Source organism: Hyphococcus formosus (assembly GCF_046736345.1).
Lineage (GTDB): Bacteria > Pseudomonadota > Alphaproteobacteria > Caulobacterales > Parvularculaceae > Hyphococcus > Hyphococcus formosus.
The window spans coordinates 365,751-386,831 of record NZ_CP157210.1 but is presented as its reverse complement, the minus strand read 5'-3'; the positions used below and the strand labels follow the sequence as shown (position 1 = coordinate 386,831).

27 protein-coding genes are annotated in these 21,081 nt (G+C 52.8%); 12 read left to right on the top strand and 15 right to left on the bottom strand.

The features are described 5' to 3' along the window. The first annotated feature begins 113 nt into the window (after positions 1-113). Positions 114-677, top strand: coding sequence for a TetR/AcrR family transcriptional regulator (locus tag ABFZ83_RS01770; RefSeq protein WP_411817723.1), 564 nt, complete (start codon positions 114-116; stop codon positions 675-677). 51 nt (positions 678-728) lie between these two features. On the opposite strand, the gene ABFZ83_RS01765 is transcribed toward ABFZ83_RS01770, so the two are convergent. Then, positions 729-1,460 carry a VPLPA-CTERM sorting domain-containing protein gene (locus tag ABFZ83_RS01765; protein ID WP_411817722.1) on the bottom strand — a complete coding sequence of 244 codons (732 nt, stop codon included), beginning with the start codon at positions 1,458-1,460 and terminating at the stop codon, positions 729-731. A gap of 222 nt (positions 1,461-1,682) precedes the next feature. Beyond that, on the bottom strand, positions 1,683-3,236 hold the full coding sequence (locus tag ABFZ83_RS01760) for an AMP-binding protein (RefSeq protein ID WP_411817721.1): 1,554 nt from the start codon (positions 3,234-3,236) through the stop codon (positions 1,683-1,685). A gap of 138 nt (positions 3,237-3,374) precedes the next feature. Between ABFZ83_RS01760 and ABFZ83_RS01755 the strand changes: the two genes are divergently transcribed. The 8 genes from ABFZ83_RS01755 to ABFZ83_RS01720 all read left to right on the top strand — a co-directional run bounded on the left by ABFZ83_RS01755 (position 3,375) and on the right by ABFZ83_RS01720 (position 8,078). Beyond that, positions 3,375-4,340: an NAD(P)H-dependent flavin oxidoreductase gene (locus tag ABFZ83_RS01755; RefSeq protein WP_411817720.1), complete on the top strand. Its 966-nt coding sequence runs from the start codon at positions 3,375-3,377 to the stop codon at positions 4,338-4,340. 76 nt (positions 4,341-4,416) lie between these two features. Then, positions 4,417-4,596 (top strand): hypothetical protein, encoded by a 180-nt coding sequence (locus ABFZ83_RS01750; protein ID WP_411817719.1) that lies wholly within the window; start codon positions 4,417-4,419, stop codon positions 4,594-4,596. A gap of 52 nt (positions 4,597-4,648) precedes the next feature. Then, entirely contained in the window at positions 4,649-5,161 is a 513-nt protein-coding gene (locus ABFZ83_RS01745) for a CreA family protein (RefSeq protein ID WP_411817718.1), read from the top strand. Between the two features lie 74 nt (positions 5,162-5,235). Next, the gene (pyk, locus tag ABFZ83_RS01740; protein ID WP_411817717.1) at positions 5,236-6,654 is read left to right on the top strand and encodes a pyruvate kinase; all 1,419 of its coding nucleotides are present in this window, start codon (positions 5,236-5,238) and stop codon (positions 6,652-6,654) included. Between the two features lie 70 nt (positions 6,655-6,724). Beyond that, on the top strand, positions 6,725-6,931 hold the full coding sequence (locus tag ABFZ83_RS01735; protein WP_411817716.1) for a hypothetical protein: 207 nt from the start codon (positions 6,725-6,727) through the stop codon (positions 6,929-6,931). Between the two features lie 21 nt (positions 6,932-6,952). Next, complete coding sequence (locus ABFZ83_RS01730; protein ID WP_411817715.1) at positions 6,953-7,126, top strand: YqaE/Pmp3 family membrane protein; 174 nt, start codon at positions 6,953-6,955, stop codon at positions 7,124-7,126. 22 nt (positions 7,127-7,148) lie between these two features. After that, on the top strand, positions 7,149-7,319 hold the full coding sequence (locus ABFZ83_RS01725) for a hypothetical protein (RefSeq protein WP_411817714.1): 171 nt from the start codon (positions 7,149-7,151) through the stop codon (positions 7,317-7,319). 51 nt (positions 7,320-7,370) lie between these two features. Beyond that, positions 7,371-8,078, top strand: coding sequence for a dienelactone hydrolase family protein (locus ABFZ83_RS01720; protein ID WP_411817713.1), 708 nt, complete (start codon positions 7,371-7,373; stop codon positions 8,076-8,078). On the opposite strand, the gene ABFZ83_RS01715 is transcribed toward ABFZ83_RS01720, so the two are convergent. From ABFZ83_RS01715 to ABFZ83_RS01675, 9 genes are read right to left on the bottom strand one after another with little or no spacing between them, the layout of a single operon-like run. Beyond that, a complete protein-coding gene (locus ABFZ83_RS01715; RefSeq protein WP_411817712.1) occupies positions 8,075-8,437 on the bottom strand; it encodes a TfoX/Sxy family protein in 363 nt (120 codons plus the stop codon). The two genes, ABFZ83_RS01720 and ABFZ83_RS01715, sit on opposite strands and share 4 nt — an antisense overlap. An 18-nt stretch (positions 8,438-8,455) precedes the next feature. Next, complete coding sequence (locus tag ABFZ83_RS01710; RefSeq protein WP_411817711.1) at positions 8,456-8,821, bottom strand: HesB/IscA family protein; 366 nt, start codon at positions 8,819-8,821, stop codon at positions 8,456-8,458. A gap of 2 nt (positions 8,822-8,823) precedes the next feature. Further along, the gene (locus ABFZ83_RS01705; protein ID WP_411817710.1) at positions 8,824-9,228 is read right to left on the bottom strand and encodes an SUF system Fe-S cluster assembly protein; all 405 of its coding nucleotides are present in this window, start codon (positions 9,226-9,228) and stop codon (positions 8,824-8,826) included. Positions 9,229-9,237: 9 nt separating this feature from the next. After that, positions 9,238-10,482, bottom strand: coding sequence for a cysteine desulfurase (locus ABFZ83_RS01700; protein WP_411817709.1), 1,245 nt, complete (start codon positions 10,480-10,482; stop codon positions 9,238-9,240). Next, positions 10,479-11,717, bottom strand: coding sequence for a Fe-S cluster assembly protein SufD (gene sufD / locus ABFZ83_RS01695; RefSeq protein WP_411817708.1), 1,239 nt, complete (start codon positions 11,715-11,717; stop codon positions 10,479-10,481). The genes ABFZ83_RS01700 and sufD overlap by 4 nt, the downstream gene beginning before the upstream one ends. A 5-nt stretch (positions 11,718-11,722) precedes the next feature. Further along, positions 11,723-12,469: a Fe-S cluster assembly ATPase SufC gene (sufC, locus tag ABFZ83_RS01690; protein WP_411817707.1), complete on the bottom strand. Its 747-nt coding sequence runs from the start codon at positions 12,467-12,469 to the stop codon at positions 11,723-11,725. 53 nt (positions 12,470-12,522) lie between these two features. Then, positions 12,523-14,049 (bottom strand): Fe-S cluster assembly protein SufB, encoded by a 1,527-nt coding sequence (gene sufB / locus ABFZ83_RS01685; protein ID WP_411817706.1) that lies wholly within the window; start codon positions 14,047-14,049, stop codon positions 12,523-12,525. Continuing rightward, a complete protein-coding gene (locus tag ABFZ83_RS01680) occupies positions 14,049-15,188 on the bottom strand; it encodes a cysteine desulfurase family protein (protein ID WP_411817705.1) in 1,140 nt (379 codons plus the stop codon). The genes sufB and ABFZ83_RS01680 overlap by 1 nt, the downstream gene beginning before the upstream one ends. After that, entirely contained in the window at positions 15,185-15,688 is a 504-nt protein-coding gene (locus tag ABFZ83_RS01675) for an Rrf2 family transcriptional regulator (RefSeq protein ID WP_411817704.1), read from the bottom strand. The genes ABFZ83_RS01680 and ABFZ83_RS01675 overlap by 4 nt, the downstream gene beginning before the upstream one ends. A 258-nt stretch (positions 15,689-15,946) precedes the next feature. Here ABFZ83_RS01675 and ABFZ83_RS01670 point away from each other — a divergent pair, with 258 nt between their 5' ends. The 3 genes from ABFZ83_RS01670 (at position 15,947) to ABFZ83_RS01660 (ending at position 17,234) form a co-directional block, all read left to right on the top strand. Next, entirely contained in the window at positions 15,947-16,621 is a 675-nt protein-coding gene (locus ABFZ83_RS01670) for an alpha/beta hydrolase (RefSeq protein WP_411817703.1), read from the top strand. Between the two features lie 89 nt (positions 16,622-16,710). Next, positions 16,711-17,052 carry a hypothetical protein gene (locus tag ABFZ83_RS01665; protein WP_411817702.1) on the top strand — a complete coding sequence of 114 codons (342 nt, stop codon included), beginning with the start codon at positions 16,711-16,713 and terminating at the stop codon, positions 17,050-17,052. Positions 17,053-17,090: 38 nt separating this feature from the next. Beyond that, complete coding sequence (locus tag ABFZ83_RS01660) at positions 17,091-17,234, top strand: hypothetical protein (protein WP_411817701.1); 144 nt, start codon at positions 17,091-17,093, stop codon at positions 17,232-17,234. Here ABFZ83_RS01660 and ABFZ83_RS01655 read toward each other — a convergent pair. The 4 genes from ABFZ83_RS01655 to ABFZ83_RS01640 form a co-directional block, all read right to left on the bottom strand. After that, positions 17,231-18,202 (bottom strand): acetyl-CoA carboxylase carboxyltransferase subunit alpha, encoded by a 972-nt coding sequence (locus ABFZ83_RS01655; protein ID WP_411817700.1) that lies wholly within the window; start codon positions 18,200-18,202, stop codon positions 17,231-17,233. The genes ABFZ83_RS01660 and ABFZ83_RS01655 overlap by 4 nt on opposite strands. Positions 18,203-18,295: 93 nt before the next feature. Beyond that, on the bottom strand, positions 18,296-19,237 hold the full coding sequence (locus tag ABFZ83_RS01650; RefSeq protein WP_411817699.1) for a site-specific tyrosine recombinase XerD: 942 nt from the start codon (positions 19,235-19,237) through the stop codon (positions 18,296-18,298). Between the two features lie 9 nt (positions 19,238-19,246). Beyond that, positions 19,247-20,929, bottom strand: a complete 1,683-nt coding sequence (locus ABFZ83_RS01645; RefSeq protein ID WP_411817698.1) for a hypothetical protein — start codon at positions 20,927-20,929, stop codon at positions 19,247-19,249. After that, a complete protein-coding gene (locus ABFZ83_RS01640; protein WP_411817697.1) occupies positions 20,916-21,041 on the bottom strand; it encodes a hypothetical protein in 126 nt (41 codons plus the stop codon). Before ABFZ83_RS01640 ends, ABFZ83_RS01645 begins: the two co-directional genes overlap by 14 nt. Positions 21,042-21,081: the final 40 nt, after the last annotated feature.

The window sequence follows — 21,081 nt, the reverse complement described above, 5'->3', positions numbered from 1 at the left end:
TTCTCTGTCGCGGGCTTGACAAAACAATATGATCATATTGTTTTAAAAAGATGCCAGAACAAGGTCAAGCATCGAGCACAGCCCCCTCGCGCCAGCAGGAGAAATCAGCCGCAATGCGGAGGCGCATTTGCGAAGCAACCGCCCATTGCCTCGCGACGATTGGCTATCCCGGCACCTCGATAAAACAGGTAGTAAGCGTCGCTGGCGTGTCGCAAGGGGCGCTACAACATCACTTCCCCAGCAAGGAAGAGTTGGTTGCGGCAACGGCGGCATTTTTGCTCGGCCGCTCGATAAAATGGTTCACGCAGATCAAAACGGAACTCGAAAAAGATCGAAGCGCCTTTGGCACGGTCACGCGCCGGTCATGGCAGGACCAGTTTTCCACCCATGAATATGAAGCGCTCTTGCAAATCTTGGTGGCTTCACGGACCGATCCGACGCTTAAAAAACGCATTGCGCCAAAACTCGAAAAATGGCGCGAGCGAATTGAAAATGAAATGCGTGATCTTTTAACGCCGATCGCACGCAACACTGATGAGCTCAATGCGATGCTAACCATAGGCCGATGCATGATGACCGGCCTGCTCGTGCACGACAGCCTCTTAGACGATAAACGACGGGTCGATGCGGTAATCGAAGCGTGGATCGATATCGTTTCACGCGCGACCCGCACATAAAAAAGCCCGCCGCGGGGACCACAGCGGGCTGTTCAGTTGCGAAAAAATTATTTAAGCGGCTTTGCGCTTATTGCGTCCAGCGAACCCAAGGCCGGTTATACCGGCGATGAATAACCATGCTGCCGCTGGCAGCGGTATCTCAGGTGTTGGTACGCCAAAATTCAAACCGACAATCGCAGCGATATCAGATGAACCAACAGGAGTATTTTCATCGTCACGTGCTGTTTGAAGATAAAGCGGTGCACTGATGGTCGCGCCCATAGCCAAATCGAATGGAAGGTTTGCAAAATCGAAACCCCACATCGTGAAGGTATCACCATCAACCTCAACAACCGCAATGCGCTCACCAATGAGCTGCGTGCCATTAAGGATCATCGTAACCGCAGGCGGATCATCCTGATCCTGGGTTTCGAATACAATAATATCGAAACCGTCGCCATTGATCAGATCATCGTCAAAGAAGACTGAAAGGACATCCGGATCCTGAGTAACGGTATTGTTCTCGTCTAGTTCAACATCCGTATCGAGATCAAAACCTGTCACTTCAAGCGCGCGACACTCAACGCCTGTGGCACCTACCGTCGAAGACGAATCGGTCGGATCAACACAGGCTTCGCGCCGATTATCCAGATTACCGGCGAAAACACCGCCCTGCGCCCAGAGCACAGTCGATGCCGAATTGTCGGTGTCGAAAGTAATGCCGCCAAGCGTCATCTCGGCGGCGTTCGCACTTGCCATGAGCCCGAAGCCCAATCCCAGCGCGGAAATCAAAAGCTTTTTCATAATGTTCCCCCTAGAACAGTAGTTCGGTACAATACTATCAATTTCGGTGCCGTACCGAAAGGAGAACCCGCTGCTTTTTAATAAAATTCTTACGTAAAACCAGAGATTCCGCAGTTCGCACACCCATCAGGCGAAATTGCTGAGGAAATACAGCCATATTGCGCTCGCCATACTGACGAAAACGCAGCCATTTTCAGCAAAATGGGCGATCTTCGCGTAACCTCAGCCGCCCGATTCGCGCTTTCGGAGTTCCGTTTTGAGAATTTTTCCTGACGGATTTCGCGGCAGCATGTCTATAAATGCGACACTTTTCGGTAATTTGAAATCGGCGACCTTGCCTTTCAGAAAGCCGATCACGCCTTCCTCGTCGATTTCCGCCCCAACCCGTTTAACCGCATAAACTTTTACGCATTCGCCCCATTTTTCGTCGGGAATGCCAATCACCGCGACATCTGCGATACCCGGACAACGGGCCAGTATGCCCTCCAGCTCAGCGGGGTAAATATTCTCGCCGCCGGATATGATCATGTCCTTTATGCGGTCGACAATATAGACAAAACCATTTTCATCTTTGTACCCCGCATCACCGGACCAATACCATCCGTCGCGCAAAACCTCTGAAGTTGCGTCCGGCTTATTCCAATAGCCATCCATAATAAAATCGGCACGCGCAACGACCTCGCCGGTTTGTCCTTGCGCGACCTCCTCGCCAGAAATCGGGTCACAAATTTTTACCGCACAATCTGGCAGCGGTTTACCTGCAGACACCCGCTGCTTCTTGCCTGGCGCATGGTCGTCATGGTCGAGAACGGTAACCCCACCAGTGGTTTCAGTCATGCCATAAAATTGCGTAAGAATGGCATTCGGCATCGCCTTCATCGTCGCATCCAACAAAGGCTCCGGCATCGGTGCTGCACCATAGCTGATACCGACAAACCGAGCGAGCGAAAGCTCCATGGCTTTAGCCGCCTCCATGATCATCATGATCATTGCAGGGACGAAAAATGAGTTGAGCGGCACCGCACCTTGCGCCTCTTTAACGATTGCCGCGGGATCGAATTGGCGGTGCTGAATGATGCGCATAGAGCGCGCTATTGCCATAAGGCCGAAATTCACACCGGCCACATGGAAGTGCGGCAAGGCATGCAGCGCTGCCTCGTCATCTGTGCGGGGGAGAACGATATCCGCAACCCGCCCCGCTTCGCCAACAGCGTGATAACAGCGGTTGGGCAAAACCACCCCTTTGGGCAGTCCGGTGGTCCCGCTGGTATAGAGCTGAATCAAAACATCGTCGGTTGAGGCTTGGTAATCGGGTTCGGTCGCGTCTTGCTCGTCGATCAATGTATCGAAGCAGTTATCCCCACCATCTTCCAACAGCATCGTGCGATAGTCACCGCGGCGCGCATTGTCCGGAAGCGCGTCTACGAACATCTTCTCGCCGACAAAAAGCGCAGGCTGCGCGTCTTCAAGGATTTGTGCGACTTCTGGCGGTGCTAACCGCCAATTTATAGGGGTGACAACCGCGCCAATCTTGGCTGCACCAAACAGAACGTCCCAAAATGTCGATACATTGCGGGCCAGCCAGCCGATTCGGTCACCACTCTTTACCCCAAGCGAGATCAACGCCTGAGCAGCCCGGTTTGAGCGCTCATTCATCTGTGCATAGGTGAAATCACGCCCCTCAAACGAAAGGCCAATTTTATCGGGGCGCGCATTTGCCTGAAGTCGAACAAGGTCAGCTATGATGGGCGGATTGAGGATATCTGCGTGCTTCATTTCTCTCCCTGACTTGTTGTTTTCAAAAGTATGCCTCGAACAAAGCTTTCCGCAAAGTGAAATGGGCAGAACTGCATTTGCGGGTTGCAGGTCTACGTGACCTGCGGGTACCTAAGGGGACCATTTCAGGAGAATTTCATGACGTCTATCGACGAAATTAAATCAAAAATGCGCATCCCGGTTATCGGGGCACCTATGTTTATTGTTTCAACGCCAAAGCTCGTTATCGCCCAATGCCAGGCGGGTGTGATTGGCTCATTCCCCGCATTGAATGCGCGCCCGGAAGAAAAGCTCGATGAATGGTTGACCGAAATCAAGGAAACCCTTTCGCGCCACGATGAAGAGCAGCCGAACCTGCCTTCTGCGCCCTATGCGGTAAATCAAATTGTTCACCGTACAAACAACCGCTTGATGCATGATGTCGAGGCATGCGTAAAACATGAAGTTCCGATCGTGATCACCTCTTTGGGAGCGCGCGAAGAAGTGTATGAGGCAATCCACTCCTATGGCGGCATCGTCCTTCATGACGTGATCAATAATTCCTTCGCGAAAAAAGCCATCGAAAAAGGGGCTGACGGGCTTATCTGCGTCGCCGCCGGTGCTGGTGGTCATGCGGGCGTTCAATCACCCTTCGCATTGGTTCAGGAAATTCGCGAATGGTTCGACGGCCCGCTTGCCCTTTCAGGATGTATCACAAGGGGGCAATCCGTACTCGCCGCCGAAGCGATGGGCGCGGATTTTGGTTATGTAGGTACCGGATTTATCGCCACCGAAGAAGCAAATGCGGATCAAGCCTATAAAGACGGAATTGTCGAGGCCTATGCCGATGATATTGTCTATACGAATTACTTCTCAGGCGTACACGGCAATTACATCAAAAGCTCCATCCGGAACTCTGGCATGGACCCTGATAACCTTCCTGAAAGCGATCCCACCAAAATGGATTTCAAATCCGGTGGGGATAACGCCAAGAAAGTCTGGAAAGATATTTGGGGCGGCGGCCAAGGCGTCGGCGCAATTAACGAAGTGTCCTCAACTGCTGCGTTCGTGGATAAAATGGCACGCGAATACGAAACCGCAAAAGCGGGTTTGTGTAACCGTTAACATTTAATGCGCTGACGGAACTTTCCGCTCCATTTTTCGTTACTCCGGCAGGACACTGTTTTGCCGGAGTAATTTTATGTCTGCATTTACAGCCTATCTCGTCGGAATGGCGGTTTTTACAATTGGCCTCGCAATCGGTGCGCATCTATTAGGCGCCCCGCCCATCTGGATCGGTGCCGGCGTATTGGTGGTGATCGGCCTTGGCATTGTCGGCGCAGCGACCCGCACAAAAGCTAAATCCAACGCAAATTCGTAAGGGCAATAAATTCATTGTGGATTTATGACGGGACTGCGCCAATATACTTCCTATGAGAAAGTCAAAATCCCCAATCCGCATCAGCGCCGCAGTACTCGGCCTGTTTCTTTTGCTCTCCTGCGGTCGCGATAGCGAAAACGAAGTTGGTGAGTTCAAGAACGATTTTGTCGGTAATGAAATCAAGGTTCAGGCCTTGGCTGACCCCAAAGTTGACGGCGTTACTTGTCATCTGACACATTTTGATCGCGGATTTTGGGATCGCGTTTCAAAAGGAAACTGGTTCGAAGACCCGTCGAATGCGTCAATAGCCTGTCGCCAGACAGGACCGCTGAAAATTGGCGATATCGATTTCGGCAACGACGGCGAAGAAGTCTTTTCGCAGCGAATGAGCTTGGTCTTTAAATCCATCGCTGTCCGCAGGATCTTCGATGAGGCCAACAACACCCTGATATACGTAGTATATAGCCGCCGCCCGATCGAAGGATCTGCTAAAATGGCGATATCTACCATATCACTTTATGATCAGGATGTGGTTTTTCCCCAAGACCAATTTAACGCCGAATAATTTAGTCGGTATGGTTCCAAGAAATACCAAAAAGGCGTAACTCTCTTCAAAGAGTAATAACGGAGCGAAACGCCGTGAGAAATCGCCTTTGCAAAATCGTCGCGACAATTGGGCCAGCCAGCGCATCCCCCTCGATGCTCCGGCTTATCCAGAACGCAGGGGTCGATATTTTCCGGCTGAATATGAGCCATGGCGAGCATGACAAGCTCACCCTGGTGGCCAAGGCCATTCGCGACATTGAGCGCGAAACCGGCACGCCAGCGACGATTTTTGCCGATCTTCAGGGCCCAAAAATTCGTACCGGCTCGTTCGAAGGCGGCTCAATCAAGCTGCGATATGGCGCGGAATATAAACTCACCTTATCGGCAGAATCGAACGACGAAAATGTCATTCCCATTCCGCATAAAGAGCTTCTCGATGTTTTGGAGCCCGGCGACGTATTAAAGCTCGATGATGGAAAATTGCAGATCACCGTTTCGGAACGGAACGATCATCACATCATTGCGAAAGCAGATACACCCGGCGAGTTGAAAAACAAAAAAGGGATCAATGTTCCCGGCCGTCGTTTGCCGATATCCGCACTGACCGAAAAAGATCGGGCTGACCTCGATTTTGCCCTCGATTTAGGGGTCGATTACATCGCCCTGTCATTCGTTCAGCAAGCCGATGATGTGCGCGAAGCAAGAGAGATCATCAATGGACGTGCGGGCATAATTTCAAAGATCGAAAAGCCATCAGCCGTCGATCAGTTTGACGATATCCTTTCACTTTCTGATGCGATTATGGTCGCCCGTGGCGATCTGGGGGTCGAATGCGCGCCCGAAGATGTACCGCTCATTCAACGAGGCATCATCCGCAATTGCCGCCGCGCTGGTAAACCGGTGATCGTTGCGACGCACATGCTGGAATCAATGGTCGAATCGATCGCCCCAACCCGCGCCGAAGCTTCAGATGTTTCAACCGCCGTCTATCAAGGGGCCGATGCCGTCATGCTTTCGGCGGAAACCGCCGTAGGGCGTCATCCACCGACCGCAGTTGCAATTATGGACCGGATCATCGCAGCCACCGAGCGCGACACAGATTCGGACGGCTTTAAAAATGTTCAGCGCGCCGAAGATGAATACACAACTGCCGATGCGATAACCCTTTCCGCCCGGCGCATTGCCGAAGTTTTGGATTGCAAATATGCGGTCGCCTATACCAAAACCGGGTCAACCGCACGGCGTCTTTCACGCGATCGTCCGCATTGCCCGGTAATCGCGGCGACACCAGACACTGATGTTGCGAGACAACTCGGTTTGTTTTGGGGTGTCCGCCCGGTCGTAACCGAAGACATCTCGCATTTTCATGAAATGATCGAGAAAGCCGATGTCTTGGCCAAATCGAATGGCGGTCAGGACGGTGAGCGAATTATCATCTTGGCCGGCTATCCTTTTGGGCGCCCGGGAAAAACCAACACGCTGAAAATCAGCCGCATTGGCGCGCCAGAATAAACACCACGCCTTTCGGGGAACCAAATACAGATCGGCCTGTTCTCTTCGCATAGTATGGAGAGAGGGCATCATGCGTGATGGTAATTCCGGTCAAAGATTTTTCGTGATTACTGCCGACAATCAGGTAAACGCCCTTGTCGCGCAAACTGACCGAAAGCACACCGCGCCTGTTACGGAACAAAGCGCAACAGAAGAAGTCCCCCAATGGATTTCGCGGGCGATCAACCAGACTGCTCAGACATTTGGGCAGTTCATTTCCAACATCCGAAGCACCTAAGGTCTGAAAGGAGGAACGGCGATGGCACGTTCTGAAGGCGATCTATTAAAGGTAATTCTATCTGTCCTGTTGCCGCCAGTTGGCGTTGCGATGGAAGTCGGGTTCACAGCACAATTCTGGATCAATGTCGTGCTGACCTTGCTTGGTTATATCCCCGGCATCATCCACGCGCTCTTTATCATCTTGCGGCGCTAATCCCGTTAAGCGGAGAAATCCCATGAAAATTAATTCATCAAATTATCCCGAAAACTCATCGCTAGATCGATTGCGGGTATTCGTCTCGCGCACATTAGGCGCACGCCCCGGCAATCCGTCAAAGCAAGGCCCAAAGCCACCATCGGCCGCAAAAGACAATGCGGAAAAAACAAAGGCTGACAAAGTCCACTAAGGCTGGCAAAACTAGCGGCACAATTTCGTTGAGCCGCTAGAGGATTTTGCCATGACAGTTTCGACCCGCACGCATTCTTATGAAATCAACGGTAAGCAATATAAGGCCTATATTGCTAGTCACGGTAAAGCCGCCCCAACAGTGATTTTGTGCCATGCCTGGGCTGGCCGTACCCACATAGAAAATGCGAAAGCGGACGCATTTGCCGCGCTCGGCTATACCGCCATCGCAATCGATCTTTTTGGCAGCGATGTTGTTGGGTCGTCTACGGATGAATGCCAGGCGCTGATTACCCCATTCATGGAAGATCGCGGGAAGTTGCGAGATCTTCTCTTGGCGAATATCGACGAGATGAAAAAACTCGACGATGTGGATGCTTCCAATGTCGCTGTGGCGGGGTATTGTTTCGGCGGCCTATGCGCCATGGATGCCGCGCGCGCAAATGCCGACGTAAAAGGCGTAATCTCCTTCCACGGCTTGTTCGCGGCACCGGATAAAACTGCAGACGAAATCAAACCAAAAATGCTGGTTCTTCATGGTTGGGACGATCCAATGGTTCCGCCCACTGATGTGGTTGCTCTTGGCGAGGAGCTGACGAAAGCAAACGCCGATTGGCAGCTTCACGCCTATGGCGGAACGATGCATGCCTTCACCAACCCGGAAGCCAATGATCCGGATTTTGGCACGGTCTACGACGCAGATGCTGACCGTCGTTCATGGCAGTCCACTATTGAATTTCTGGAAGAGCTTTTCGGCTAACGCTTTTTAGCTGATTTTTTCGGTTTCTTTATTGATCTGGATGCGGCCCCGAGCGCGAGCTGCGTCCAGTGCTCTAAGGCATCCGAATCGTCGAAAACTTCCTCAGGTACCGAATAATAAGACATTGACCCGGTTTTGCCATTTTCAAACTCGTAGGTGAAACGTTCGCATCCGGCATTTTCAAACTCCGCGCGCGAAACATCATCAGCTTTTAGCCAAAGACCATCTTCGCCAGTAATCGCGAAAATATTGCCGTCGCAATATATCCCGGCTCCGCCAAACATTTTTCGGATCGTAATCTCGCCAAATGGCGCAAATAAATCTTTGAGGTGACTTAGGTAAGAGGAGGAAACTGTCACAACGCCCTCCCCGTTCGACTATGCGTCAGCTTTCGCCGGGATAATCGTTACGCTTTCGCCACAACCACAGGCATCAGTCTGGTTCGGATTATTGAACACAAAGCGCTGCGATAGTTTTTCGGTCACGTAATCAATCTCTGTACCGATCAAAAACAGAATTGCTTTCGGATCGATCAGAATTTTGATTCCGTTTTCCTCAACGACTTCATCAAGCGGTGCAGCCTCGGTTGCGTAATCCATGGTATATTCCATGCCCGCGCAACCGCCGTTCTTCACGCCGATCTTCACGCCAATATAGTCTTCATCCGCACCGGCCATGATTTCGCTCATGCGCGCGGCCGCGGTGTCCGTCAGCGTGATAACTTTTGGTCTTGGACGAGCCATAATTATAACCATCCCAGTTCGAGTTTTGCCTCATCTGACATCCGCTCTGGCGTCCACGGTGGTTCAAAAACCATATTGACCGTTACATCCTCGACACCCTCTGTGCCGCGAACCGCGCCTTCGACCCAGCCGGGCATTTCGCCTGCCACAGGGCAACCCGGTGCCGTCAGTGTCATATCAATCGTCAAGTGGCGATCATCATCGAGGTCGACCTTATAGATGAGGCCTAATTCATAAATATCAACCGGAATTTCCGGGTCATAAACCGTCTTGAGCGAGCGGATGATTTCGCTGGTAATGCGCTCTAGCTCGTCCGCCGGAATAGACGACGCACCGGAGGTTTCCGCCTGCGGCGTCGGTTCCGGTGCCGGCGGGTTTACGTCAATGATGTCGCGTTGATTATCCATATACTAAACTTAGCCCAACATTTCATAAGTCTTGTGAAGGCCCGCAATCAGCGCCTCCACATCTTTGTGCGTATTGTAAGCGGCGAATGACGCGCGTGCGGTTGCGCTCACGCCCAATCTTTTCATCAGCGGTTGCGCGCAATGATGACCGGCCCTGACCGCTACGCCGGTTCTATCGAGAATTGCCGATACATCATGCGGGTGCGCTCCTTCCACGGTGAAAGCAATGATCGGTGCCTTTTCTGGCGCTAGACCATAGATGCGCACGAAATTGAGTTTAGACAACTCATCAATCGCATGCTCACGCAGATTTGCCTCATGAGCGGCGATAGCACCAACACCTTTTTCCTGCATCCAGTTAAGCGCCTTGCCCAACCCGATTGCCTCTAATATTGGCGGTGTACCCGCCTCAAAGCGGTGCGGCGATTCGTTGTAGGTAACGTTTTCAGTGGTCACCAGATCAATCATCTCGCCACCACCTTTAAAGGGCGGCAATTTATCCATGATTGATTTTTTACCGTAAAGCACACCAATGCCGGACGGGCCATAAAGTTTATGGCCGGTCATGACATAGAAATCACAACCAATGTCGCGCACATCCACATGCCCGTGAACCGCGCCCTGGCACCCATCGAACAATATTTTCGCGCCATGTTCATGGGCGATCCGAGTTAGCTCTTTGGCAGGCGTCGTTACTCCCAGCACATTTGACATATGGGAAATCGCGACAAACTTTGTCCGGTCAGTAAATAGCGCGCGAAAAGCATCCAGATCGACAATGCCATCGTCAGATATATCGAGCCATTTGAGGACAACCCCTTTGCGCTCGCGCAACAAATGCCACGGTACAATGTTCGAATGGTGCTCGGCGATCGAAAGGATAATTTCGTCACCTTCCTCAATTGCACTGTGGCCATCAATCGTGGCCCCCATCGCATAGGAGACAAGGTTGAAGGCATCTGTACCACCGGAGGTAAAGATAATCTCGTCAGCCGTTTCCGCATTTATAAATTCGGCAACGGTTTTCCGCGCATTTTCATATGCCGTTGTCGTTTCATTCGACAACAAATGTAATCCGCGATGCACATTGGCATAAGAATATTCCATCGCATGCGACATGGCATCGATAACGGCGCGCGGTTTCTGCGCCGAAGCCGCACTATCAAGATAGACAAGCGGCTTACCATAGGCCTCACGAGACAGGATCGGAAACTCTGCCCGCAGTGCATCAATATCTAGCTGAACGTTGCTCATGATTGCGCCAACCAGTTCTGAACCTGCGTTTCGAATATTTCTCGAATTTGTTCGTGGTCGATATCGCCAATCACTTCGCCGACAAAGGCATCAACCAATAATGCGCGCGCTTCTTCTTCTGACAGGCCGCGCTGCCGCAGGTAGAAAAGCGCATCCTGATCAAGCGCCCCGACGGTCGATCCGTGCGCACATTCAACATCATCCGCATAGATCTCTAGTTCCGGCTTATGGTTAGCCTCGGCCGTATCAGATAGCAACAACGCATTCGCAGTCATCTTTGCGTCAGTTTTCTGCGCTTCGCGTTTTACGAAGAACTTGCCTTGGAAAACATTCCGAGCACGGTCACGCGCAACACCTTTGTGTAGCTGCGTTGTCTCACAATCTGGCGCGAGATGGCGGGTTTCAGACGTGAAATCCGCGTGCCGGTCGCCCGACAATAATGACGCGCTGTTTATTTTGGCGCGAGAATTTGGCGACCAGAAATGAACATGGGTTTCGTGACGACATAACTGCCCGCCGGTCGATAGAGCCGACTGATTAAACGCAGCGTCTCCTTCAATTTTCGCAGCGCATATCGCATGTATCGTCGCTTCTTGTGACGTATCTTGCATCATCGCTCGATTAAACGACGCGCCGTCCCGGACCACGAGGTGAAACAGGTGGGAATAAAGCCCCGTCGCCTCCCCTTCATAGGTCTCAATGATTTGTACCTTCGCGTTGACGGAAATACGCATCATCGTTTGCGCGAACGCAAACCCGCTACCGGAATTGATATGACGAATGAGGATTGGCCGTTTGAAATCTACGCCTTCACCAATTTCAATGCCCAACGCTTTTCGCGTCATCGCAACATTCAAATTCGCGATCGGATTGTTTTCAAGTTCAGCAATCGTCGCAACCGCATCCAAAATACCGTATCGTAGGCCCTCAGGCATGTCCTCTTGCGGCAATTCAATGCGGCCATCACACAATCGAAATTCTAGCGGGTTCAATGACGCAAAACGCGACGGCTCAATTGTGGTTAGCGCTGAAGACTCACGCGCCGGGGAGAAATTGCGCAAGCGCGTGGCAAAATCCGACCATTTCCAGCCCTCGACACGACGATTTGGAAAACGTGATTTTTCAAAGCGTTCAAAGGCCGCGGCCTGCGCTTCATTTACACTCGACCGTCCCCGGAACGACGCTTCGAGCGCCGTTTCCAGTGTCGTTTTATTATCAACACTTGTTTGCGCCATTTTTTCTACGCCGCTTCAATAAATTGTTCGTAGCCCGACTTTTCGAGCTCCAGGGCCAGTTCCGGGCCGCCAGATTTCACGATTTGACCACCGGCGAGAACATGAACCGCATCCGGTTTAATATAGTCCAACAGGCGCTGATAATGGGTTATGACCAAAAAGCCACGTTCCGGGCCGCGCAAAGCATTAACGACATCACCGACCATTTTTAGCGCATCAATATCAAGGCCTGAGTCAGTTTCATCCATGATCGCAAAGCGCGGCTCAAACATCGCCATCTGGAGCATTTCCATGCGCTTTTTTTCGCCGCCGGAGAAACCAACATTAAACTGACGCTTTAGTTTTTTATCGTCGAGCCCAACGAGTTTTGCTTTTTCTCGAACCAGCTTGATAAAATCGGCTGCAGAAATTTCTTCCTCGCCGCGCGCCTTGCGCTGCGCATTCAAGGCCGTCCGAATGAAGGTCATTGTCTGAACGCCAGAAATTTCCATGGGATGTTGGAACGAGAGAAACAGGCCCTTCGCCGCGCGCTCGTTCGCATCCAGATCTAGCAGTTCTTCGCCACTCAACGAAATACCGCCATTGGTCACTTCGTAATCATCATGTCCAGCAACTGTGTAGGAAAGTGTCGATTTACCCGACCCGTTTGGCCCCATAATCGCATGGACCTCACCCGCTGGAACATCCAGCGTAAGGCCTTTTAGAATTTCATTTCCACCAACGGAAACTTTTAAATTATCAATTTTCAACATGGCTCAGTTCATTTCATTCGTTTGATCGATTTGCGTCCTGTTCGGTGTCGGCATTAACCGACGCTGCCCTCAAGGCTGACGCTTACTAGTTTCTGCGCTTCTACGGCGAATTCCATCGGCAATTCCTGCAATACTTCCTTACAGAAACCATTGACCAATAGTGCCACGGATTCTTCTTCCGACAATCCCCGTTGCTGACAGTAAAACAACTGGTCTTCGGACAAGCGCGAAGTGGTTGCCTCATGTTCGAGAATAGCGTGCGGATTTTTACTCTCCACATAGGGAACCGTATGCGCGCCGCAATTATTCCCAATCAGGAGCGAGTCACATTGTGTAAAGTTCCGCGCGCCACCGGCTTTACGATGAATGCTCACCAACCCGCGATAGGTCGAGTTTGATTGACCGGCGGAGATCCCTTTTGAGATGATCCGTGATTTGGTGTTCTTACCGAGATGAATCATCTTGGTACCGGTATCAGCTTGTTGGTGGTTATTGGTAATCGCAATCGAATAAAACTCGCCCTGCGAATTATCTCCTTTGAGAACACAAGATGGATATTTCCAGGTCACAGCAGACCCTGTTTCGACTTGCGTCCATGACACCTTGGAATTGACCCCGCGGCAATCAGCGCGTTTGGTCACGAAATTATAGATACCGCCCTTGCCGTCCTTGTCGCCGGGATACCAGTTCTGGACGGTTGAATATTTGATTTCGGCATCATCCTCGACCACCAACTCAACCACAGCCGCGTGTAACTGGTTTTCATCGCGCATGGGCGCTGTACACCCTTCGAGATAGGAAACATAAGCCCCCGGAGCCGCGATGATTAATGTGCGTTCAAACTGTCCGGTATTGGCTTCGTTGATGCGGAAATAGGTCGATAATTCCATCGGGCAGCGTACGCCTTCAGGCACATAAACGAATGTCCCATCCGAAAACACGGCCGAGTTCAATGTCGCGAAGAAATTATCAGAAGTCGGAACAACAGTACCAATATATTTTCGAACGAGCTCCGGATGCTCGCGGATAGCTTCGGAAATCGACATGAAAATCACGCCAGCTTTTTGAAGCTCTTTTTTAAACGTCGTTGCGACGGAAACACTATCAAACACCGCATCGACTGCGACCTTCGGCTGTTCGCCATTAGGGTGCGTCCGCGCATCACCGGGGCTTTGCCCTGCGCCTTCCACGCCCAAAAGCACTTCGGCCTCGCGCAGCGGAATGCCTAACTTTTCAAAGTCAGCCAGAATTTCCGGCGGCACATCGTCAATGGATTCGTATTTCGCGCCCGTTTTCGGCTCAGCATAGTAATACGCATCCTGATAATCGATTTCAGGATAATCCACCATCGCCCATGTTGGCTCGTCCATCGTCAACCAACGGCGATAGGCCTCAAGACGCCATTCCAGCATCCATTCCGGCTCTTCTTTTTTAGCGGAGATGTAACGGATCGTTTCCTCCGACAGTCCTTTCGGGGCCTTCTCGGATTCGATATCGGTCGTGAAACCGTATTTATAGGTTTCCAGCGACTTTGCTGTTTCTACCGTTTCACGGCTGATGGTTTCTTTTACTTCGGACATTACGCCGCTCTCGCTTTAATTCGGTTATAGGCTTGGGGCCATTCGCGGATGAAGGCTTCAGCATCGGCTTCGGTGGAATTCCACCCGAGTGAAACCCGGATGGCCGACGTTGCTTCGTCTTCGCTTGCGCCCATCGCCGTTAATACATGGCTCGGCTTTGCCTTGCCTGAGGAACACGCAGAACCCGCGGAAACCGCTAGCCCAGCAAGATCCATTGTCATTAATTGTGTCGCGCCAGAAAATCCGGGTGCAGACAAACATAACGTCCCCGGAAGGCGCGCTTCTTCTACGCCCCAGATTTTTGCGCCGCTTGCTTCGGCAACTTTCTGCATTTTGTCGCGCAACGCGGCAATTTCTTGTGCCCGCGCGAGCGAGCGTTGCGCCAGTTCACATGCACGGCCAAGCCCCGCGATACCCGGCGTGTTTGTGGTACTGGCTCGGCGATTCATCTCTTGACCGCCGCCACGCAAGACGGGATCGAGCGCCAGGTTTGGTCCCGCCACAACGGCACCAACACCAAGAGGCCCACCAAATTTGTGACCTGTGAAACTAAGGATGTCAGCACCCGACATGACGAAATTTACCGGCACCTTGCCAACGGCCTGTGCCGCATCACAAAACAAAAGCCCACCGGCATCGTGAACGACGCCCGCAATATCTGCGATCGGTTGGATAACGCCGGTTTCGTTATTGGCATACATGACACAAGCGAGGAACTTGCCTTCTTGGTCTTGGTCATAGCCGTCAAGGCGATCTTTCAACCAGTTAACATCACAAACACCAGACGTCGTTACCGGAATGACTTCGATCTCCGCGCCTGTCGTTTGCGCATTGGCAAGAACCGCAGGATGTTCAATCGCACTAACAAAAATCCGCCCTAACCCTTGGGCTTTAACTGAACCGTGTAACGCATAATGGATCGATTCCGTGCCACCACTGGTAAAGACAATGCCGTTTACGGGCGCATTCACCAGCGCACGAACTTTCTCTCGAGCGTCTTCGACAATATTACTCGCGCGCCGACCCTCTTCGTGTACGGATGAGTTGTTACCATCCAGCCGCATAGTCTCGGCGACAATGTCGATAACTTCAGGCCGCACTGGCGATGTCGCATTATGATCGAGATAGTGACGGGTCATTGCACCACCTCCGCAACCGAATTGTTTGGCAGTAACGATGCCTCTGCGCCTTCGCTGGGTGGATTGACCGACGCCATGCCTAGAACCCGCTTGTTCAGGATGTCATCCAGCGTCACCGCATTCAGGAAAATTTCGATTTGGCGGCCAAGCTCATCCCATAAATCATGGGTCAGACACCGCGCCGAGGTTCCCTTACACCCTACTGAAGCGCCGGGCGTACAAGCGGTCGTTCGGATTTCTTCGTCCACCGCCGCAACAATTTCTGCAACACGGATGTCGGCGGGCGCTGCGGTCAACGCATACCCTCCTGAAACCCCGCGCACGCTTTCAACCAGTCCCGCGCGGCGTAATTTGCCAAACAGCTGTTCAAGATAAGAGAGCGAAATCCCTTGGCGCAGCGCGACATCAGACAACGACACCGGCGCATCATTATCAGCGCTCGTTGCCGCGATATCAGTCATTGCCGCTACCGCATATCTGCCTTTAGTCGTCAGCTTCACTCTTGTATTCCGCCTGTTTGCAACTCATCTGATCCATTGCTTGGCTGGCGCCACGGCAAAAACATGCTATACGCGCCCGCCAGAGGACCCCGTTTGAAGCCGAGATAAGAAATCCGACTAAAACAGTCAACATTAACACGGCCAAAAAATGCGCGGTGTAACCTGTTTTTTCAGCGATTTGTGACAATCTCGGGGTCGAGTTCGAAGTAAAATGCTGGGGTATTCATCCCCAGCCCGAGATTATTGAGAAGGGTGACGATGCCAGAAGTGATTTTCGCCGGTCCGGAAGGACGCCTTGAAGGCCGCTATCAAAAAGGAAAGGGCGAAAATCCGCCGGTTGCGCTTGTGCTCCATCCCCATCCGCAATTTGGCGGGACGATGAATAACCGCGCCACTTATGAACTTTATCAGATGTTCGTGCGCCGCGGCTTTTCGACAATGCGGTTTAATTTCCGTGGTGTTGGCCGTAGCCAGGGCGAATACGACCAAGGCCAGGGCGAATTGGCAGATGCCGCGACAGCGCTCGATTATATGCAGCAGATCAACCCGAATGCGCCCTTTAGCTGGGTTGCTGGCTTTTCCTTCGGTTCATGGATCGCAATGCAGCTTCTTATGCGCCGTCCTGAAATTGTTGGATTCATTGCCGGCTCTACACCCGCAAATCTCTACGACTTCTCTTTCCTCGCGCCTTGCCCGTCATCAGGCGTAGTGATTCACGGCGAAATGGACCGGATCTGCGCGCCAGAGGAAACAAGCGGCATGGTAGAGCGGACGCGCACCCAAAAAGGCCGCAAGGTCGAGTTCCAGACGGTCCCCGGTGCTGATCACTTCTTCACCAACCATGTCGAGGAGTTTATCTCGACCGCCGAAACCTATCTTGATCGTCGCCTCGCCTATGAGACGCCAGAAGGCGAATATCACGGTGAAGAATAGCGCTAACGCTATATTTTCATGACCTTTTCCCCGGATTAACTTTTCTGCGCTATAGTCGCCTTTCGAAAAGCTGTCCGGGGGGACATTAAATGTTTGGCCATATCTTACACCTGATGCCCAGAATTCGATCTGGGTACAAGGCGGTGCTGATCGGGGTCAGCGGCTTCACCGGCCGCGGCATGATTGGCCTATATCAGGGTAAAAACGGCACCAAATCTCTCTCAGTAGTACTGCGCGGTATTGCGGGCCGATCTGCAGAAATTCACGTTGATGGCAGTCACGCTGCAACCATTGCCATAAAAAATGGCCGCGCCGTGGGGCGCTTTTCCTCAGCGAAGGGCCATGCCCTTCCCGATTTCCATGACGGTTCCAATATTGAAATCCGCCAAAATGGCGATGTTGTTTTGACTGGGGTGCTTTCGCGCGGTTAAATACTACCGCAACGCAGCAAGGCTGGGAAAACCACCCAATGGAAAATGATCACGCAGATGACGCAGACGAATTTATCGTCCCGCCGAAGAAGCTTTCCTTGGGGCCGCGATTATCGCCCGTATTCTTTTTGCTGCTCGGCGGAACCTTGTTCCTGTTGGCCTTGCTGATCTGGTCTTATTAAGACAGACCGACACGACCGATCGCGAGGAATTTCTCGCGGCGCTGTCGTTTGAGCTCTTCGGGCGCAAGCTGTTCGAGCTCACGTAGCGAGGTTTCCACCGCATCACCCAATCGCTCAATCGTCAGCCGCGCATCGCGATGCGCACCGCCAATTGGTTCGGGGATAATGCTGTCGATCACGCCTAATTCCAGAAGATCCTGAGCGGAAATACGCATGGCCTCCGCGGCGTCAGGCGCTTTGTTTTCGCCCTTACCGGCGGCGTCTTTCCATAGGATCGACGCGCACCCTTCCGGCGAGATGACTGAATAAACAGAATGCTCAAGCATCAGAACCTTGTTACCGGCAGCAAGCGCAACCGCGCCACCGGAACCACCCTCGCCGACGATAACCGACACAAGCGGCGAGTTAAGCCCAAGGCATTTCTCCGTGCACGAAGCAATCGCCTCTGCCTGACCGCGCTCCTCCGCGCCGCGCCCCGGATAGGCTCCGGACGTATCAACAAGGGTTACGACAGGCAGGTTAAACCGTTCGGCCATATCCATTAAGCGCATTGCTTTGCGATAGCCTTCTGGCCGTGCCATGCCGAAATTATGGGCAACACGGCTGGCGGTATCGGCGCCTTTTTCGTGACCAATCAGCATAATGGGGTGGCCGCGCAGGCGCGCTGGCCCGCCAAGAATAGCCGCATCCTCACCAAATGCGCGGTCCCCGGCAAGCGGTGTGAAATCATCGACAAGCTGGCTGACATAGTCCGAAAAATGCGGGCGAGACGCATGACGCGCCACCTGCACTTTTTGCCAGCGGGTTAGCTTGGCATAGGAGTCCGCAAGCATCGCATCTGCTTTGGATTGGAGCTTTTCGATCTCTTCGTCCACATTAACCCCAGCGTCGCCATCCATCTGGCGCAAATCCGCAATCCGGCCTTCTAGCTCAGCGATTGGTTTTTCAAAATCGAGATAGGTGCGCATAATTTTTACTTACTCATCGTTTTTTCCGGACACTACAGAGGGCCGACGGCGATTTCAAACCAGAATCAGGCCGATTTGACCCCAATATTAGAGTTATTTCCCCTGCTTCTTTGCTAACGGATGTTTGGAAAACACCAGATCTTTCAGGCGATCCTGTGCCACATGGGTGTAAATCTGGGTGGTGGTAATGTCCGCATGCCCCAGCATTTGCTGTACGCTTCGCAAATCCGCCCCGCCTTCCAATAGGTGGGTGGCAAAGGCGTGCCGCAGCACGTGCGGAGATATTTTCGACGGGGTTAACCCGGCCTCAACCGCAAGGTCCTTCAACATTTGCGCAAACCGCGCGGCGGTCAGATGTCCGGTTTTCCCCCGCGAGGGGAACATCCATGGTGAGCTATCCCCCTCATTGGACAGAAACCGATCACGGCATGACAGATACGCATCAACGGCTTCTAGCGCCCGTCCGGTCAACGGTGCCATGCGCTCTTTGTCGCCTTTTCCGCGAATAATCAGTAACCGCTCCCCCCGGCGGACCGCTGCCAGCGGTAATCCCACAAGCTCTGACACCCGTAAGCCCGCCGCATAAAGGACCTCCAGAAGCGCCATCATGCGCATCCCCTTCGGGCTTTTATCTTGTTCCGCAGCCTCAAACAGGGCGGTGACTTCTTCTGCTGTTAGCACTTTGGGCAGGGGTCTGCGCGTTTTGGGCCGTTCAATCGATGCCGTCGGATTATCCGCACGGTAATTTTCACTGTAGAGAAATTGATAGAACTGCCTGAGCGCTGATGTCTTGAGCGCAGCCGTCGACGCGGCAAGGCCCTCTGCCTCCAGCGCGGACAGCCATGCGGCAATGTCATCTGCCCCGGCAGTTTGGAGTGCGTCGCCGCGTGGCAGGACAAAACTCGCAAAGCGCTCAAGATCACGTCCGTAATTCTTGAGCGTGTTTGCGGCGGCCGCGCGTTCGACCGCCATCATTTCCAGGAATGCTTCAATCAGGCGCGCATTTGATTGCCTGATCTCCTTGGGCTCATTCATTCAGTTTTATTAATTCACCCGCGGTTTAATGCGCGGTACAAATCCGTCGCCGTCGTGCGAAGTGGCATCCTCGGTTGATGCGCCTGAAACAAATGTCGCTGCCCAAGCGCGTTCAAATTCGTGCAATCGGCGAAGCTCCGGCATACCCGCCGCATTAAGCCCTTCGCCGATCACGACCATTTCCACTTCGCCATTTTCAGGCCCCTTTCCCGCTGAGGCTGCGAGGGCCGCAAGACTGGCCTGCCCCTGTTTCTCGCCAGCAACCGCATCAAAGGCAGCGGTTAAAATCCGGGCCGTGACGCTTGGGTCTTCATGAGATGAAACACCTGCAGCTTGCGCCGGCTCATCAGTCAGCAGCGATACCCCCGCCGCCCGCGCGATGCGGGCAGCGGTCTGTGGGTCGAGATTGGACAAAAGATTGACGCGATCAATGAAAGCCAGTCCGAGTGGTTCTGGCAATGCAGCAACACTTTCATTGGTGCCGATCATCGCCGTTAGCCAGCGACCTGCGCCGACGCTATCACCAACAGCCATGCGCGCGACGGCAAAACGTGAAGCCTCTTCTGGCGTTACCAATACACCCTCAAGACTTGCGATTTCATCCGCATAAAGATGGGCAAGGCTATATGCGCGATGGAAGCTATCTGCGCGGCTGAGTGCAAAGGAGATACGCTGCGCCTTATCGCGAATGAATTCCGGTGCGTTCATTGCCCCAATGGATTGATAGAGCATCGCATCAATGCCCGCATCCGCAGGGCGTTCTTGGGCGATATCCATCACCGCACCAAGCTCTGCGACTTCGAAACTCATTTCATTGAACAGACCTTTAAGTTGCGTAATATCCGCGACTCCCATGGCAACCAATTGTTCCAATGCCGCAATTCGCAAGCTCTTATCGGCTTCTGTGTCGTCCGCGATCGCAGCCAACACCCCGCCTTGTGCATTCGCCACCGCGCCCGCATCCAGTGAAAGCCCGGCCGACTTCGCGGCAGCATATTGAATAGCAGTAGTTACGGTCGGCATGGTTTTCGGCTCAGCACCCGCCACCGCCAATAGCAGTGTTTCGTCATCACCTTTCAGCGCGCCGCGCTCGCGCAGAAGATTCATGGTGAGGTCAAACGCATCAAGTTCACCCGCGCGCGCATAGCAAAAGGCTCGTAGCCGCACCCAGAACAATGCCTCGCGCCCGCCATTAAGCGACGCACCGCGGCGACACGCGGCTTCGAGGTTATTCGTAAGCAAATTGATTGTCGCATCGGCCTCGGCGACAGTCAGGTCAGATCGACCAGATGTTGCGAGACTTGCAATGTCGCGTGCCTCCGTAACGAAGCCTGCTCGCGTCAGCGCCAGCAATTTCCGCCCGCCCAGCGATGGGCTTGCACCACTTGGTTTCGTACCAGACGATAACAAAGTCCGACGCATTGCCTGACCAATACTTGGCGATACCGGACGCGCCGGTAAATGACCGAGCAAATATTCAAGTGTCTGAGGGTCGCTTCTATCCCAAAGCGAGCTGGGCAACGCCCCTTCGGCGGGGCTAATGCCACCAATCGCAAATGCATCCGTCGCAATTGGCGCGCTTTCCACAACGTCCGGTGCGGCGATCTGCGCCACCGCGAAGGGGGTGACCGCACTGGCGACGATAATTGCGGCTAGTCCTTTTAGATTTTTTGAGCGCTTATTGGGCAACATAGTTGGCATCCACTTCGATCTCGCGAACTTCGGGCTCCATCATCTGGCCATACACAAACAACCCAACAAGACCCGCTAATGCCAATAAAAATACGATCGCAAAGAAACGCACGCCCTTGCTCCTCCAATATGTGACAGAGGCCGCACGAATG